This window comes from Aliiroseovarius sp. (genome assembly GCF_030148435.1).
Classification (GTDB): domain Bacteria; phylum Pseudomonadota; class Alphaproteobacteria; order Rhodobacterales; family Rhodobacteraceae; genus JASBTN01.
Map to the genome: position 1 here is coordinate 1 of NZ_JASBTN010000024.1, position 13658 is coordinate 13658.

General features: G+C 62.2%; 14 protein-coding genes. 4 read left to right on the forward strand and 10 right to left on the reverse strand.

The features are described from left to right. Positions 1-2481 (reverse strand): heavy metal translocating P-type ATPase (locus Q1V43_RS04050; RefSeq protein ID WP_300514195.1); only part of this gene is annotated, 2481 nt, incomplete at its 3' end. A gap of 150 nt (positions 2482-2631) precedes the next feature. On the opposite strand from Q1V43_RS04050, the gene Q1V43_RS04055 reads away from it, so the two are divergent. Further along, entirely contained in the window at positions 2632-2832 is a 201-nt protein-coding gene (locus Q1V43_RS04055) for a heavy-metal-associated domain-containing protein (RefSeq protein WP_300514198.1), read from the forward strand. 237 nt (positions 2833-3069) lie between these two features. On the opposite strand, the gene Q1V43_RS04060 is transcribed toward Q1V43_RS04055, so the two are convergent. The 8 genes from Q1V43_RS04060 to Q1V43_RS04095 all read right to left on the reverse strand — a co-directional run bounded on the left by Q1V43_RS04060 (position 3070) and on the right by Q1V43_RS04095 (position 9486). After that, entirely contained in the window at positions 3070-3489 is a 420-nt protein-coding gene (locus tag Q1V43_RS04060) for a DUF411 domain-containing protein (protein WP_300514459.1), read from the reverse strand. Positions 3490-3634: 145 nt separating this feature from the next. Next, positions 3635-4114 carry a cytochrome c gene (locus Q1V43_RS04065; RefSeq protein ID WP_300514201.1) on the reverse strand — a complete coding sequence of 160 codons (480 nt, stop codon included), beginning with the start codon at positions 4112-4114 and terminating at the stop codon, positions 3635-3637. 222 nt (positions 4115-4336) lie between these two features. Further along, complete coding sequence (locus Q1V43_RS04070; RefSeq protein ID WP_300514462.1) at positions 4337-4996, reverse strand: DsbA family protein; 660 nt, start codon at positions 4994-4996, stop codon at positions 4337-4339. Positions 4997-5094: 98 nt separating this feature from the next. Beyond that, the gene (locus Q1V43_RS04075; protein WP_300514203.1) at positions 5095-6492 is read right to left on the reverse strand and encodes a multicopper oxidase family protein; all 1398 of its coding nucleotides are present in this window, start codon (positions 6490-6492) and stop codon (positions 5095-5097) included. A gap of 59 nt (positions 6493-6551) precedes the next feature. Further along, entirely contained in the window at positions 6552-7451 is a 900-nt protein-coding gene (locus Q1V43_RS04080; protein WP_300514206.1) for a cytochrome c, read from the reverse strand. 1 nt (position 7452) lies between these two features. Then, positions 7453-8019, reverse strand: a complete 567-nt coding sequence (locus tag Q1V43_RS04085; RefSeq protein WP_300514209.1) for a cytochrome c — start codon at positions 8017-8019, stop codon at positions 7453-7455. Positions 8020-8409: 390 nt separating this feature from the next. Then, positions 8410-8868, reverse strand: coding sequence for a cytochrome c (locus Q1V43_RS04090; RefSeq protein WP_300514212.1), 459 nt, complete (start codon positions 8866-8868; stop codon positions 8410-8412). Between the two features lie 36 nt (positions 8869-8904). Next, positions 8905-9486 carry a L,D-transpeptidase gene (locus tag Q1V43_RS04095; RefSeq protein ID WP_300514215.1) on the reverse strand — a complete coding sequence of 194 codons (582 nt, stop codon included), beginning with the start codon at positions 9484-9486 and terminating at the stop codon, positions 8905-8907. Between the two features lie 164 nt (positions 9487-9650). Between Q1V43_RS04095 and Q1V43_RS04100 the strand changes: the two genes are divergently transcribed. From Q1V43_RS04100 to Q1V43_RS04110, 3 genes are all read left to right on the forward strand, one after another. Beyond that, positions 9651-9968, forward strand: a complete 318-nt coding sequence (locus Q1V43_RS04100; protein ID WP_300514217.1) for a DUF2933 domain-containing protein — start codon at positions 9651-9653, stop codon at positions 9966-9968. Positions 9969-10294: 326 nt separating this feature from the next. Next, entirely contained in the window at positions 10295-12403 is a 2109-nt protein-coding gene (locus tag Q1V43_RS04105) for a protein-disulfide reductase DsbD domain-containing protein (RefSeq protein ID WP_300514219.1), read from the forward strand. A 228-nt stretch (positions 12404-12631) separates the two neighbouring features. Then, positions 12632-13297 (forward strand): L,D-transpeptidase, encoded by a 666-nt coding sequence (locus Q1V43_RS04110; RefSeq protein WP_300514222.1) that lies wholly within the window; start codon positions 12632-12634, stop codon positions 13295-13297. A gap of 27 nt (positions 13298-13324) precedes the next feature. Here the strand turns inward: Q1V43_RS04110 and Q1V43_RS04115 are convergent, their stop codons facing one another. Beyond that, positions 13325-13555 carry a hypothetical protein gene (locus tag Q1V43_RS04115; RefSeq protein WP_300514225.1) on the reverse strand — a complete coding sequence of 77 codons (231 nt, stop codon included), beginning with the start codon at positions 13553-13555 and terminating at the stop codon, positions 13325-13327. Positions 13556-13658: the final 103 nt, after the last annotated feature.

Genomic DNA, 13658 nt, shown 5'->3' on the forward strand with positions numbered 1-13658 from the left:
TGCCGGGCTCTGCTCCGCTGACGCCCCCCCGATGCTGATTACCGGACGGACCCAGCGCAGGCGCAAGGCATTCGACAGGACGAACACGCTGGACAGCGCCATGGCACCCGCGGCCAGCACCGGCGACAGCAGCAGACCGAACGCGGGATAGAGCACCCCGGCGGCCACCGGGATCAGCAGCGTATTGTAGCTGAAGGCCCAGAACAGGTTCTGGTGGATGTTGCGCATGGTCTTTCCCGAGATGTCGAAGGCGTTGACAACGCCGGTGAGCTCGCCGGACATCAGCACCACATCGGCGGCTTCGATGGCCACATCCGTTCCCGTGCCGATGGCAATCCCCACGTCTGCGGTGGCAAGTGCGGGTGCATCGTTGATCCCGTCCCCGACAAAGGCCAGCTTGCCGTGTTCGCGCAGGTTTTCAAGCGCCGCGACCTTGCCCTCGGGCAACACCTCGGCGACGACGTGGTCGATGCCCAGCTCGCGCGCGATGGCATTGGCGGTTCCCTGGTTATCCCCGGTGATCATGGCAACTTTCAGCCCCAGATCGTGCAAGGCGGAAATGGCGGCAGGCGTCGCCGGCTTGATCGGATCCGATACCGCGATCACAGCCGCGATCTTGCCGTCGATGGCGGCATAAAGCGGCGTGCGCCCCTTCTGGCCCAGTTCGGACCCGGTCTCGGCGAAATCACCCATCGCGATCCCCTCGCGGTCCATCAGGCGGTCTGCACCGATCAGAACCTGATGCCCGTCGACCGTGGCCGAAACACCGAAACCGGTGATCGAGGCAAAATCCTCCACCTTTGGCAGGGACAGCCCCCGACCTTCGGCCGCGCGCATGATGGCCTCGGCGATCGGGTGCTCCGATCCGGCTTCGACAGCGGCGACAAGGCGCAGGACCTCCTCGCGATCGAATTCATCGGCCACGATCAGGTCGGTCAGCTCGGGCCGGCCGGCGGTCAGCGTGCCGGTCTTGTCCAGCGCGACAACCTGCGTTTCGCCCAGCATTTGCAGCGCATCGCCTTTGCGGAACAACACCCCCAGCTCGGCGGCGCGGCCCGTGCCGACCATGATCGAGGTTGGCGTGGCCAGGCCCATGGCGCAGGGGCAGGCAATGATCAGCACGGCGACGCCAGCCACAAGAGCATAGCTCAGCGCCGGATCGGGGCCGATGAGGAACCAGGTGGCCACGGTCAGCGCGGCGATGCACATGACCACCGGGACGAACCATGCGGTGATCTTGTCCACCAGACCCTGGATCGGAAGCTTGGCGCCCTGGGCCTGTTCAACCATCTGGATGATCTGCGCAAGCATTGTATCCGCACCCACCTTGGTCGCCCGGAAACGAAGCCCCCCCGTGCCGTTCACCGTGGCGCCGACAACATGGGCGCCTTCGGTTTTCTCAACCGGAATGGGCTCGCCGGTGATCATGCTTTCATCCACATAGGAGCTGCCCGAAATCACCTCGCCATCCACCGCGATCTTTTCGCCGGGGCGCACATGGATCACATCCCCGACAACGATGGAGTCAATCGCAACCTCGGCGACATCGTCCCCCCGCTCGACCCTTGCGGTCTTGGCCTGAAGCCCGACCAGTTTGCGGATCGCTTCGCCGGTGCGCCCCTTGGCGCGCGCCTCCAGAAAGCGGCCCAGCAGGATCAGAACCACGATCACGGCGGCCGCTTCATAGTAGACGTTCACCGTACCTTCCGGCAGCACTTTCGGGGTGAAGGTGGACACCAATGAGAATCCATAGGCGGCTCCGGTGCCCAGCGCGACCAGAGAGTTCATGTCCGGCGCACCCTTGAAGAGGGCCGGAAACCCTTTCGTGTAAAACCTCAGACCGGGGCCAAACAGCACGATGGAGGTCAGCACGAATTGCAGCAGGCGGCTGTTCTGCAAACCGAAGCTGTTCTCGATCCACATGTGCATGGCCGGGATCAGGTGGCCGCCCATTTCGATCACGAAGACCGGCAAGGCCAGGACCGCAGCCATCAGGGTCAACCGTCCCAGGTGTTTGATCTCTGCCAGTTTCCGGGCCGCCTTATCCGGATCGCTGCCGGCCTTGACCTTGGCGGGATAGCCCAGATCGGTCGCAACGCGCGCCAGGTCGGCGGGGGTCACGGCACCCTCCGCATAACTCACCTGTGCGGTCTCTGTCGCCAGGTTGACCTGCGCACTCAGCACGCCGGGCGTGGCCGAGAGCGCCCGTTCGACGCGGCCAACGCAACTGGCGCAGGTCATTGCCTCGACCTCCAGAGTGACCTCGGCCTGCCGTGCGGGATATCCCGTCTGGCCCAGCGTGTCCGTCAACACGTTCAGCGTCACGGGGTCGGTAAACGTAACCTCGGCGCTTTCGGTCGCCAGGTTGACGGCGGCGCCATCGACGCCCGGCAGTGCCTTCAAGGCCTTTTCGACACGCCCCACGCAGGAGGCACAGGACATGCCGTCAACGGACAGGCGGATTTGCGATTGTTTGGACATACAGTCCTCCACGATTCTCATTCTCGGAACATGGTTGAAGGGTTCCAGTATGGGTAGGGTCAAGCGCGAAATTTCACGCATTGTTGAATATTGACCTTCCCCCATGGGAAGCCATACCTGTGTTGCCGAAATCACAAAAGGACCAGTCCAATGAGCACCTTCAACGTCCCCGACATGAGCTGCGGCCACTGCAAGGCCGCGATCGAAAAGGCCGTCCTGGCAGAAGACTCGCAGGCGCAGCTGGGTTTTGACCTCGAATCACGCACGGTCAACGTGACCAGCCGCCTCGAAGATACCGACCTGATCGCGCTTCTCGCCAAGGAAGGTTATCCGGCGACGGTATCCGCATAAGTCGGGGCGCCGTCGCCCCCGTTGCCAGCCCTGGATGACGGGGCTGGTGACGGTTTCAAACCGTCATCGGACCTTCGGCATGGGTGCGCAAGATCGCCCATGTCGGTCCGGCGCTGTCACGGGACCGCAATGCTGACCGCTGTCCGCTCCGTCGCGGAATCTACCCGCAAATTTGTTTTGGTCTCGAACGGGCGGGGTGAATGCCCCGCCCGTCTTTTGTGGGCTGCAAGGCCCTGATCAGGCCGCTTCGTATTGGCTGAACACCTCGGTGCTGCCATCCTTGCGGATCAGAAAGACCGTATAGGCATCCCGTTCGTTTTCCGGCCCCATTCCCGGCGCGCCATAGGGCATGCCGGGTGTCGCCAGACCGACCGCGTCGGGGCGTTCGTCCAGAAGGCGGCGGATATCGGCCGCGGGCACGTGGCCCTCGACGAAATAGCCGTCAACCAGGCCGGTGTGGCAGGACACCATCTCGTCCGGGATACCGTTCGTGGCCTTGTAGCGAGACAGGTTCTCCCAGGTGGTGTCCTGCACCGTCAACTCGAACCCCTCGCGTTGCATGATCTCGATCCAGCCGCCACAGCAGCCGCAGTCGGGATCCTTGAGGACCTCTATCAAGGGCTTAGCGGTGGCCAGGGCCGGGGTTGCCAGGCCCATGCCCGAGGCGCCCAGACCAGCCAAGAAGAGGCGGCGGCGAAGTACGGGGTTGGTCATATCCTTGCCTTTCCATGTAAACTCGGAGGATATGGCTTCTGTGCCAGAAATCCCGCGCCCGTGTCATGACATGGGTCAAGCCCGGGGGTCAGGAGCCGCCCTGCATCTGTTCCGCCTCGGTGCGCGTGGCCTGCATTTCGCGGATACGCTCGGGCCAGTTGGACTTGATGAACGCGAGGATGTCCCAGATCTCCTGATCGGTCAGGCTGTCGCCAAATCCCGGCATCCCGCTGGTAAACCCGCTCACACCGCGCGCTTCCAGGGCTGTCTGGCCGCCCTGCTTGGTGTAGTCGAACAACAGGCCATCACCATGGTGCCAGGTATGGCCGGCCTCGTTGTGGGGCGGTGCGGGCAAGACTCCATCCTCATTTATGGAGCGCCAATCGGCCTGACCTTCCAGATTGGCCCCGTGGCAGGAGGCGCAGGCTTCGGCATACAGGGCCTCGCCCGCCGCGACGTCGGAGTTCTCGGGTTGTTTCGGCGGTTCGGCATTTGCCGGCACCGAGCTTAAAAGAACGGCAACCGCCACGGCTGCGAGACTGGCAGCGGAAGTTTGTTTTCTGGTCATAGGTTGGCTCTCCTTTTTCGGATGCGTAGGGATCTTCTTGTCATGATACTCCAACCCGGGTCGCCATGCCGCCCGCACCGTGGCCGGGCATGTGGCCGAGCATGTGGCCGTGCGCCCTGCCCCGGCACCGGGAAACAGCCGGACCGGCATCCAACGTCCGGGCCTTCGCTTCCTTCCCGGCCAGTCGCGCCAATTCATGTAACGCAGGGCGCAGGCCAGGGATCACTCCGCCGCCTTCCGGTTCGTTTCGACGAGTTCGATCAGTTGGGACTGTTCCACGAAGCCGGGGACAAGGTCGTCTCCGATCACGAAGGAGGGCGTGCCGTTGAACCCGAGCGACTTGGACAGGTCCATTGATGTGACCAGGTGCTCCTGGACCTCGGGCGCTTCCATGTCCCGGCGCAACTGGCCGACATCCAGGCCGATCTCAGCCGCGATGCGCATGACGCTTGCCTCTTCGGCACGGCCGGACATGCCCATCATCGCCCAGTGGAACTCCTCGTACTTACCCTGTTTGCGCGACGCCAGCGCCGCCTTGGCCGCAAACACGGACCCTTCGCCGAGAATCGGCCATTCCCGGTAGACCAGGCGCACGTTCGGGTCGGCCTCGAGAAGCCCCTGAACCTCATCCATGGCCCGGCGGCAGTAGGGACAGTTGTAGTCGAAGAACTCCACGACCGTAACGTCGCCTTCGGGATTTCCCAGAACCGGCGCATTCGGATCCTTTTCCAGGATGTCCCGATTGTTGGACAGCAGATCGGCGCGCGCCAGCTCTGCCGCCGCGACCTGGCGCTGCTCAAGGATGGCGACAGCCTCCATCACGATTCCGGGGTTTTCACGGATGGTTTCGAGCACAAGCTCCTTGATCCTGCTTTCTTCCATGCCATCCGCCAAAGCGGCAAACGGCAGCACGGCGCATGCGGCGAAGGCCCAAGTCGTGCGTTTCAGGTTCATGACGATCTCCTTGTGGTGTTTCATGATCAGGTCACTTCAATCCAGGTTGCCATGCCGGACGCGGTATGCCCCAACATGTGACAGTGGAAAATCCATTTTCCGGCCCCCCCCGCGACGAAGGCGATTTCGCGCACCTCGTCCCCGAACAACAAAAAGGTATCCCTGAGCGGGCCCAGTTCGCCGCCGTCCAGCACTTCGCGGAAGTGCATGCCGTGCAGGTGCATCGCGTGGGGGAACGCCGTGTCGTTGCGTATTTCAACCCTGACGGTTTCCCCGGAGGTCACGGAGGCAAGCGGCGTTTCGGTCATCCCGACGATACCGTTGAACGACCAGAACTGGTTGGCCTCGGCAAGCTGGCGGGAGCTCATCTGCCCGCCTTCGAATTCGGCTGATTGCAACCGCCCCATCGCCCCACCTTCCATGTGGAGCTCGATCCGCCGGGCCTGTTCGATCCCGGGAACCGCCATGTCCGGGTTCGGCGGCAAGGCAACCGGCATGTCGCGGCGCTTGCCGGTCGGGTGCTCGCCGTCGACAGGAAACGCGGCCTGAGAGTAGCCCTCTTCGTCCTCGATCTTGATCAGGTGGGCGACCTCGCCCTCGGCGGCGGTGACGTCCACGAACAGATCCACCCGCTGGCCCGGGGCCAGAAGAAACACATCTTCAACCGTTTGCGGCACATCCAGGGGCATGCCGTCAAAGGCCATGATCCAGCCCTCCAGCCCCGACAGCACCAGTTGGAAGATCCGGGCATTGGCCGCATTGATCAAACGCAGGCGCAGACGCTCGTGCCGCTTGACCGGCAGTTCGGTTTCCGGGGATCCGTTCGTCGCAATATAATTCCCGCGGCGCCCGGCATGGCTGCGGTCGCGCTGGGAGGCAAAGTCCGGATCCAGCTGCACCGTTTCGGGGTTCAGGAGCCAGTCATCAAGGATCAGGATTTCGTCGCGGTCCACATCGACGGGTTCGCTTTCCTCGACGATCAACGGCCCGTAGAGGCCGCGCGCAACCTGTTCCATGGACTTGGTGTGCGCATGGTACCAATAGGTTCCGGCGTCGCGGGCAACAAAGTCGTAGTCGAAGGTCTCACCGGGGGCAACGGCCTGCTGGGTCAACCCTGCCACCCCGTCCATCGCGTTTTCGATACGCATCCCATGCCAATGCACCGAACTTGCCTGGGGCAGCTCGTTCACGAACCGACGGGTGATCCGTTCCCCCTGACGCACACGGATCAAAGTGCCCGGCATCTTGCCGTCATAGCCCCAGATATTCGTCTTCGGGTAGCCCTCCGGCACCAGTTGGACACTCGAGGGTTTCGCCGTGAGCAGAACAGGATCAGCAACGCTTGCGCGCAGCCTGGCAGGCGCCAGAACGCCAAAGCCGAAAGCGGCGCTTGTTCCCAGCATCTCTCGTCGGGTCAGGTTCATGTCTGGTCCTCGTTGCGGGAGGGGGGGGAAGCCCCCCTCCGTTTTGGTTTCATTTCGGCTTAGCCACCCATGTGTTCATCCATGAGGTAGGTTGCCATGGCGCGCCTGTCGGCGTCGGACAGGAAGCTCGTGCCGTACATGACAACTTTTCCCATCGACTCGCCAAAGGCGTCACCGTCGGGTTTGATGCCCGTGCGAAGCGCATAGGCCAGGCTCTCCACCGTCCAGCCGCGCATCTGAAGGGTATCATAGTCGATGCCCGGGGCCTTGCCCCCGCCCGGAAGCGAAGCGCTGCCTTTGAAGTGCTCGGTGTCGGATTTCCGCGCCCCGGCGAGATTGCGCCCGGTGTGGCAAGCCGCGCAATGCGCGGCCCCCTCGACCAGCTCCCGTCCGCGGTTCCAGACAGCGTCGTTTCCTTCCACCGGTTCTGTGCTCGGCGGAGACAGGAACGCCGCCCGCCAGAGTTTCAGCCCCCAACGCTGGTTGAAGGGGAAGGCCATCTCCTGGTCTCTGGAGGGTTCCGCCACGGCGGGAACCGTCTGGAAGGCCGCCCAGAGATCGGCAATGTCCTGATCCGTGAAATTGCTGTAGAAAGGATAGGTGAAGGCCGGATAGTAGGCCTCGCCGCTTGGCGAAATGCCTTGCCGCACGGCCTTGGCGAACTCGTCGATCGTCCAGTCACCGATCCCATGTTCCGGATCCGTGGTGAGGTTGGGCGAATAGAGGGCGCCGAACGGCGTATCCAGCTTGACGCCCCCTGCGAGGGGAACGCCTCCTTCTTCGACGTTGGTATGGCAGGCGATGCACCCGCTTGCGCGGGCCAGGTAGCCCCCCCGGTTCACGTCGCCCGTCAGGGTGATCGACCCGTCAACCTGGCTGATCGGCCATGCGACAAGCGCCCCGACCACACCGGTCCCGAACACCGACGCGACCAGAGCCGTTCTCAATACCCCGCGCATGTTATTTGCCCTCCGCACGGAACTGCGTGTGGCAGGCGGTACAGGCAAAGGCGAGCATCATGTAGGCACCATCCGCCGGCATTTCCGCGATTTGTTCCGCAGTCATACCGCCGCCCATCATGCCGGCACCGCCCCCCATCATGTCTGGGCTGCCACCCATCATCGAGCCCGCGGACATCGTGTCGCCAGCGCCCATCAAGCCGTTGTCTGCCGCCCCGGCCAGCCCTTCGGCGTAAACGCCAAGCTGATCGGCCAACTCCGAAAACTCTTCCCACCTGGTCCAGACCGTCGCCCTGGCCTCTGACGGCGCGCCGCCGGTGCCCTCGGGAAACAGCTCTGTCATTCTCTCGCCTGCATGGCGCGAGAATGTGGCAGCGGCCCGTCGAACGGCATCAGCGTCATAGGCTACCTCGCCGCGCATCATCGGGGTGATGGCCTTGACCGCCTTGCCCATGTCGGCCATGGCATCCATGCGGTCCTTGACGACACCGTTCGCCCCGCCATGGGCGATGGCCGCACCGGCCGTGGAGGTGGCGATTGCTGCCGCAATAATCGTGATCTTCTTCACAGTTCATTCCTTGATCTATCTTTTGTCTTTCTTGCCTAAATCAGGAATGGAGTCGCGGAGGCGGGATTGTCGAAAGGGGTTTCCTGCCCTCGCGTTGAAGGGAGGCAACCGGCACGGCCTTCTGCCTGACATACACCGGTTCCGGGAAAACCGGTGACATGAGGAAAGCGTTGGCGGTAAAGCAATCCAGCGCCGGGTCGCAGTGCCCGGTGATCTCCGCAGACCGATCACCGTGATATTCTGCGATCACAAGGGAGAATTCGGAGCTCTGGGTTTCATGAGCGCCCGAAGTCGCGCGGGCAGATTCGGGAAACACTCCGATGATCACGAACAGGCCGATGACAGCAACGAAGAGAAGTCGAATCGAAAAAGACCCGCGCGTTGCCCGCATCAATTGATCCCGTTCGCGCGCTGCAATTCACGTACATAGCGGGCGATGTATTGAACGTCCCCGCGCGTCAGGCCAGGAACCGGAGGCATGTTTCCAAAATTCCAATGGTGCGCAACAACGCCGCTTTGTGCAGCACGCTGAAACGCCTCGTCGGAATGGTGGCCGGGTTCGTAGATCTTGAGCACCAGAGGCGGAGCCACCCCGTTCTGGCCCGCCGCGTTTTGACCGTGACACGCGGCGCATTTGGCCTCGAAGATCCCCTTCCCGATGGTTCCGTCCGGGGTCAGGCTTGCGGGCAGGATTACCTGCTTGATCGGATCACCCATGGCAATGCCGCTGGTGTCGGGGGGCTCCATGGAGTGCCCTTGCTGTGCCGCCCGGGGCTGAAATGCCTGCCACCCGGCGACGGCAACCCCCGCCAGCAATACGCCACCGACAAAAAGTCCCCAATTGCTCATGTTCTCATCCTCTGGGTTGAGTGGGTCACACTATTCTCAGATCAGCTTGACCTGTGCGCCAACCGGAACACGGTCATAGACTTCTTCGATCTGAACATTGTAAAGGCCGATGCAGCCGTTGGAAGACCGGCGGCCGATCTTGCGCGTGTCCTGGGTGCCGTGAAAGCGATAATACTGCCAGGAAAGGTAAAGGGCACGTGTCCCGAGCGGGTTGGCCGGATCTCCGCCCTTGATATAGGCTGGCCACTCGGGATTGCGCTTGCGCATGGCCGGGGTCGGCGCCCAACCCGGGTTCTTTCGTTTCTCCACGACTTCGGTATAGCCACGACGCGTCAGCTCGTCGCTCAACGGCACCGAGGTCGGATAGATCCGCATCTCGCCATCCGCGGTCCAGTGTTGAAGAACCTTGGTGTTGGTATCGGAAAGAAGGATGCCCCGTCCCAGCCTGTCGAAATGGTCCTGCCATTGGTGCAGGACGAAGGAAGATATGTTGCGGCGCACGATCGGCTCGTCGATATTCGACGGAACCTCCTGGGCCCGGACAATCGCCGGGGTTGCCAAATAGGCCGTCGCTCCGGCCATCATCATGCGTCTGTTGATCGCGTACTTGCCTGCCATGTCGCCTCTCCGTTTTGGTATCGGGCGGATTTGCCAATGCTTACTGGCCCGAAGCGGTGATAGCATCAACCGTTTTCAGGTCCAATAATTGTATCGAAATGTATCCTTGACCTTTGCCAATATGGGGGCTGCATATGGGGACACATTCTGCAAGGGAACTGCCGATGTACGACGATAACGAAACCCAAGCCGACCCGAAACCCAAATCCGGTCACAGTGGTGCGCATCTGGCCATGATGGCCTGCTGCGTTATCATGCTGGTGCCTGTTGCAGGCTTTTTCCTTGCCGGCGGCAAGCTCGGCGCGAGCAGCGCCAACCTGATCGCCTTCGCCCCGTTGCTTCTGTGTGTGGGGTTGCATTTCGTGATGCACAAGTTCATGGGTAAAAGCTGCCATTCCACTGACAAAAAAGAAGAAAACACGACGGATGAACAACCGGTCCAGGACGTGGCATCGACGGTGCCAAGCGTAAGTCGGGGCTGAAACTATGGCAAGGGTCCGCGCCATCCCGGTTCTTCTTGCCGGAGGAATACTCAGCGGATGTGCAACGGTCCCCAGGCAGTGCGAGATACCGGACCAGACAAGCTATGCTTTCAATGGGACAACCGTCACCGCCCCGGAGGGTTGCAGGTTTGTCGGCGGAGAATCCGGCGCCGTTCGGACGCTTTCCTGCGAGGACGGGCGACAGGGTCTGGCAATTGCCGACGTAGCGGGTGTCTCCATCCCGCCCGGTTCGTGATGCCTTGGCTGGCGTCCCGACACACATAAAGGTAGAAACGGCCATGAAGTGCTTCTTTCACCGCGCAGGTATGATCCTGACATTCGTGCTCGCCTGGGTGCTGTTCAACTCCGGGAGCGGTCTCGCGGCATCTTCGGAGGAATTCACGTCAAAGCCCGTCGCGGCGAGGATCATTACGGCCCAGGACGGGGTTCCGCCCGGCGCCGAGACGCTGTCGGCAGGGCTCAGCCTGAAGCTCGCGGACGGCTGGAAGACCTATTGGCGTTCACCGGGCGAAGTCGGCATTCCGCCCAAAATCGACTGGGCCGGCTCCGAAAATGTTGCCGATGTCGAGATGCTCTGGCCGGCGCCCGAGCGGTTCACGGCCTTTGGAATCGAGAACTTCGGCTACCACGAAGAGGTCGTCTTCCCGCTGAATATCACGCTGGAGGAACCCGGCAAACCCGTTGATCTGGCGGGCGCGGTCAAGTTGCTGGTCTGCTCGGAAGTCTGCGTGCCACAGAACTTCGATCTGTCCCTTTCGCTGCCCCTGGGAACGTCGATCGACAGCCTGTCAGCCGGTCGCATCAGCGATTTTCTCGCACGCGTGCCCCTTGAAGGGGATCAGACCGGGATCACCAGGGCCATCGCCTCGGTGGATGTAGATCAGACCGCCCTCACCCTCGAAATGGAAAGCACGACCGCCTTCGAAGCGCCGGATGTCTTTGCCGAACTTGGCGAGGGTACGGCCCTGGGCAAGCCCGACATTCGCCTCGGGGATGGAGGCCGTCGCCTTTGGGCACAGATCCCGATCCTGACCGTGCTCGAGGAAAAGTATCATGACCCGGTCCTGACGGTGACGGACGGACCCGGGCGGGCGCTGACCCTGACGCCACAGCTGGATCCCGTCCCGCCAAAGCCGCCGTTCAATCTGGAACAGCTGGTGCCCGGACTGGACCAGCTGGCCTGGATTGCGATCATCGCCTTTCTGGGCGGGATGATCCTGAATATTATGCCCTGTGTGCTGCCGGTTCTTTCGATAAAACTGTCGTCCGCAATCAAGGCGCACGGCCGCGATACCGGATCCGTGCGCCGCGGTTTTCTGGTCGCCGCAGCCGGGGTCATGGTTTTCATGTGGGCTTTGGCCGCCATTCTCTTTGTCCTGCAACAGTTCGGTTTCGCGGTTGGCTGGGGCCTTCAGTTCCAGAACCCGATTTTCCTGACCCTGATGTTCCTGGTTCTGGCGGTGTTTTCCGCAAACCTGTTCGGCTTGTTCGAGTTTCGCCTGCCTTCCGGTCTGCAGTCGCGGCTTGCCGGTGCGGGCGGATCGTCCGGCTACGGGGCCGATTTTGCGACCGGCTTCTTCGGCGCGGTTCTCGCCACCCCGTGTTCCGCCCCGTTCCTCGGGACGGCAATCGCCTTTGCTCTGGCCGGACGCGGTGTCGATATCCTGATCGTGTTCACTGCCCTTGGTCTGGGGCTGGCAGCCCCCTACCTGTTGGTTGCCGCCTTACCGCGGCTTGTCACGCTGCTGCCCAAACCCGGCCGCTGGATGATCTGGCTGAAACTGGTTTTGGGTTTGCTTCTTCTCGGGACGTCCCTGTGGCTGGCGTGGGTCCTGGTCGGGGTTGCCGGCCCTCAGGCGGCCGCTGCCGTTATCGGTTCCACATTCATCCTGATGGTGATCCTGAGCTCCCGGCCGTCCCCTTCCCTCATGCGCCGGGCGTCCGTGCTTCTGTTCATCGCGCTCCCGCTGCTTTCTGCCGCCTATCTGTCGCGTACCGCTCAACCCGCACAGTCGATTGCGGACAGCGTGATAAACTGGGTCGTGTTTGACCGTGGAGATATCGCCAGAAGGGTCTCGCGCGGGGAGGTGGTGTTCCTTGATGTTACCGCCGACTGGTGCCTGACCTGCAAGGCGAACAAGGCGCTGGTCCTGGAACGCGATCCTGTTCTGACCGCCCTGCGCGGCGATCGAACCGTGGCCATGCAGGCGGACTGGACCCAACCCGATGAGCGCATTGCACGTTTTCTGGAAGCGAACAACCGCTACGGTATTCCGTTCAATGCGGTGTACGGCCCCGGAGCACCGAACGGCATCGTCCTGTCTGAAATCCTGTCTTCACAGGAAGTACTGGCGGCCCTGGAGACCGCGCGCGGATCCGGTGTGCAATCCAGCACGCTTTCGCTCGGACAGTGAAACCGAAGGGCGGTGCCAATATGGACGAGGCGGTATCGGGCGGTTTCAAGCCTACCGACACGGCACCTGCACAGATCTTTTCCAAGGCTTCAGGCCGTGCAAATATGCCATCATCGGATGTCTACCTGCCCGATTCACAAGGATGTGAGCCACTTGTGACGAATTCAGTCGTATCATGGCAGAACTGCCTCAACCATTTGAATGATAAGAAGTGAGGATCTTATACCCATGCTGACCAGACGCCATTTCGTAACCACCGCGACTGCGCTTTTCTCTGCGCCGCTCCCAATGGCCCTCCAGGCGGCGCCAGTATCCAACAGATCGATGTGGTCGACCTGGGATGCCCAGGTGACTCCGGAAAACTATGATCCGGCCACGTCAAATCCCTGGGGGTTGAACCCGCGCTTCCTGCCGCGCCTGGTCGAGGCAAACCCCGACCTGATCCCGGGAGACATCCACGTCGATGCGGTCGCGAGATACCTGTATCACGTCCGCGATGACGGCACCGCGATGCGTTATGGCGTGGCGATTGCGCGCGGAAACCTGTACGAACCCGGAACCTATACGATCAGGCGCAAGACAAAATGGCCCACCTGGACGCCGACGGCTGCGATGATCAAACGGGATCCGGAGCTTTACGAAGAGCATGCTGAAGGCGTGGACGGCGGCCCCACGAACCCGCTGGGATCGCGCGCCTTTTATCTGTTTGTAGGCAACCGGGACACCTATTTGCGCATCCACGGATCCCCCGCGCCCCAGTCGATCGGCGGGCGGGCCAGCTCGGGCTGCGTTCGCATGGTCATGGCGCACATCATCGACCTCTACGAGTTTGTCTCGATAGGGTCGACGGCCTACCTTTATCCCCCGGAAGACGCGATTGCACCCCACAGCTGACCATGGGGTGCGGGCCGGGAGCTACGTTCAGCTTGACGTGCTCCCGGTGCTCCCGGTGCCCTCGACCTCGGCGCGCTGAGTGCAGATCGGTCGTCCGCGTTTCGATCGGAGCGGCAGGAAGGTTGTCTCCACCGGCCCAACGTGACGGTAGACGTAGCACCCGTCCTCCGGGTCAATCCGAACCGCCGTCAAATCCTGATTTGGGGCAACGATCTCCAGCACCGGTTCAGGCAGCTCCATGATAAAGCCGCCGGACATGCTCCCTGCCCCATTCTCGAAATTCTGGCATGAAGCGAGAACTATTCCCGCTCCAACCACGATTGCAGTCTTATTCACCATTCGCTACTTTCCCTCCTGAGCC

What these genes read in the sequence shown, in the direction of transcription:
- Q1V43_RS04055 (WP_300514198.1), top strand. Translation starts at nt 2,632, where the DNA reads ATGAGCACCTTCAACGTCCCCGACATGAGCTGCGGCCACTGCAAGGCC.
- Q1V43_RS04060 (WP_300514459.1), bottom strand. Translation starts at nt 3,489, where the DNA reads ATGGGCCTGGCAACCCCGGCCCTGGCCACCGCTAAGCCCTTGATAGAG.
- Q1V43_RS04065 (WP_300514201.1), bottom strand. Translation starts at nt 4,114, where the DNA reads ATGACCAGAAAACAAACTTCCGCTGCCAGTCTCGCAGCCGTGGCGGTT.
- Q1V43_RS04070 (WP_300514462.1), bottom strand. Translation starts at nt 4,996, where the DNA reads ATGGAAGAAAGCAGGATCAAGGAGCTTGTGCTCGAAACCATCCGTGAA.
- Q1V43_RS04075 (WP_300514203.1), bottom strand. Translation starts at nt 6,492, where the DNA reads ATGAACCTGACCCGACGAGAGATGCTGGGAACAAGCGCCGCTTTCGGC.
- Q1V43_RS04080 (WP_300514206.1), bottom strand. Translation starts at nt 7,451, where the DNA reads ATGCGCGGGGTATTGAGAACGGCTCTGGTCGCGTCGGTGTTCGGGACC.
- Q1V43_RS04090 (WP_300514212.1), bottom strand. Translation starts at nt 8,868, where the DNA reads ATGAGCAATTGGGGACTTTTTGTCGGTGGCGTATTGCTGGCGGGGGTT.
- Q1V43_RS04095 (WP_300514215.1), bottom strand. Translation starts at nt 9,486, where the DNA reads ATGGCAGGCAAGTACGCGATCAACAGACGCATGATGATGGCCGGAGCG.
- Q1V43_RS04100 (WP_300514217.1), top strand. Translation starts at nt 9,651, where the DNA reads ATGTACGACGATAACGAAACCCAAGCCGACCCGAAACCCAAATCCGGT.
- Q1V43_RS04105 (WP_300514219.1), top strand. Translation starts at nt 10,295, where the DNA reads ATGATCCTGACATTCGTGCTCGCCTGGGTGCTGTTCAACTCCGGGAGC.
- Q1V43_RS04110 (WP_300514222.1), top strand. Translation starts at nt 12,632, where the DNA reads ATGCTGACCAGACGCCATTTCGTAACCACCGCGACTGCGCTTTTCTCT.
- Q1V43_RS04115 (WP_300514225.1), bottom strand. Translation starts at nt 13,555, where the DNA reads ATGTCCGGCGGCTTTATCATGGAGCTGCCTGAACCGGTGCTGGAGATC.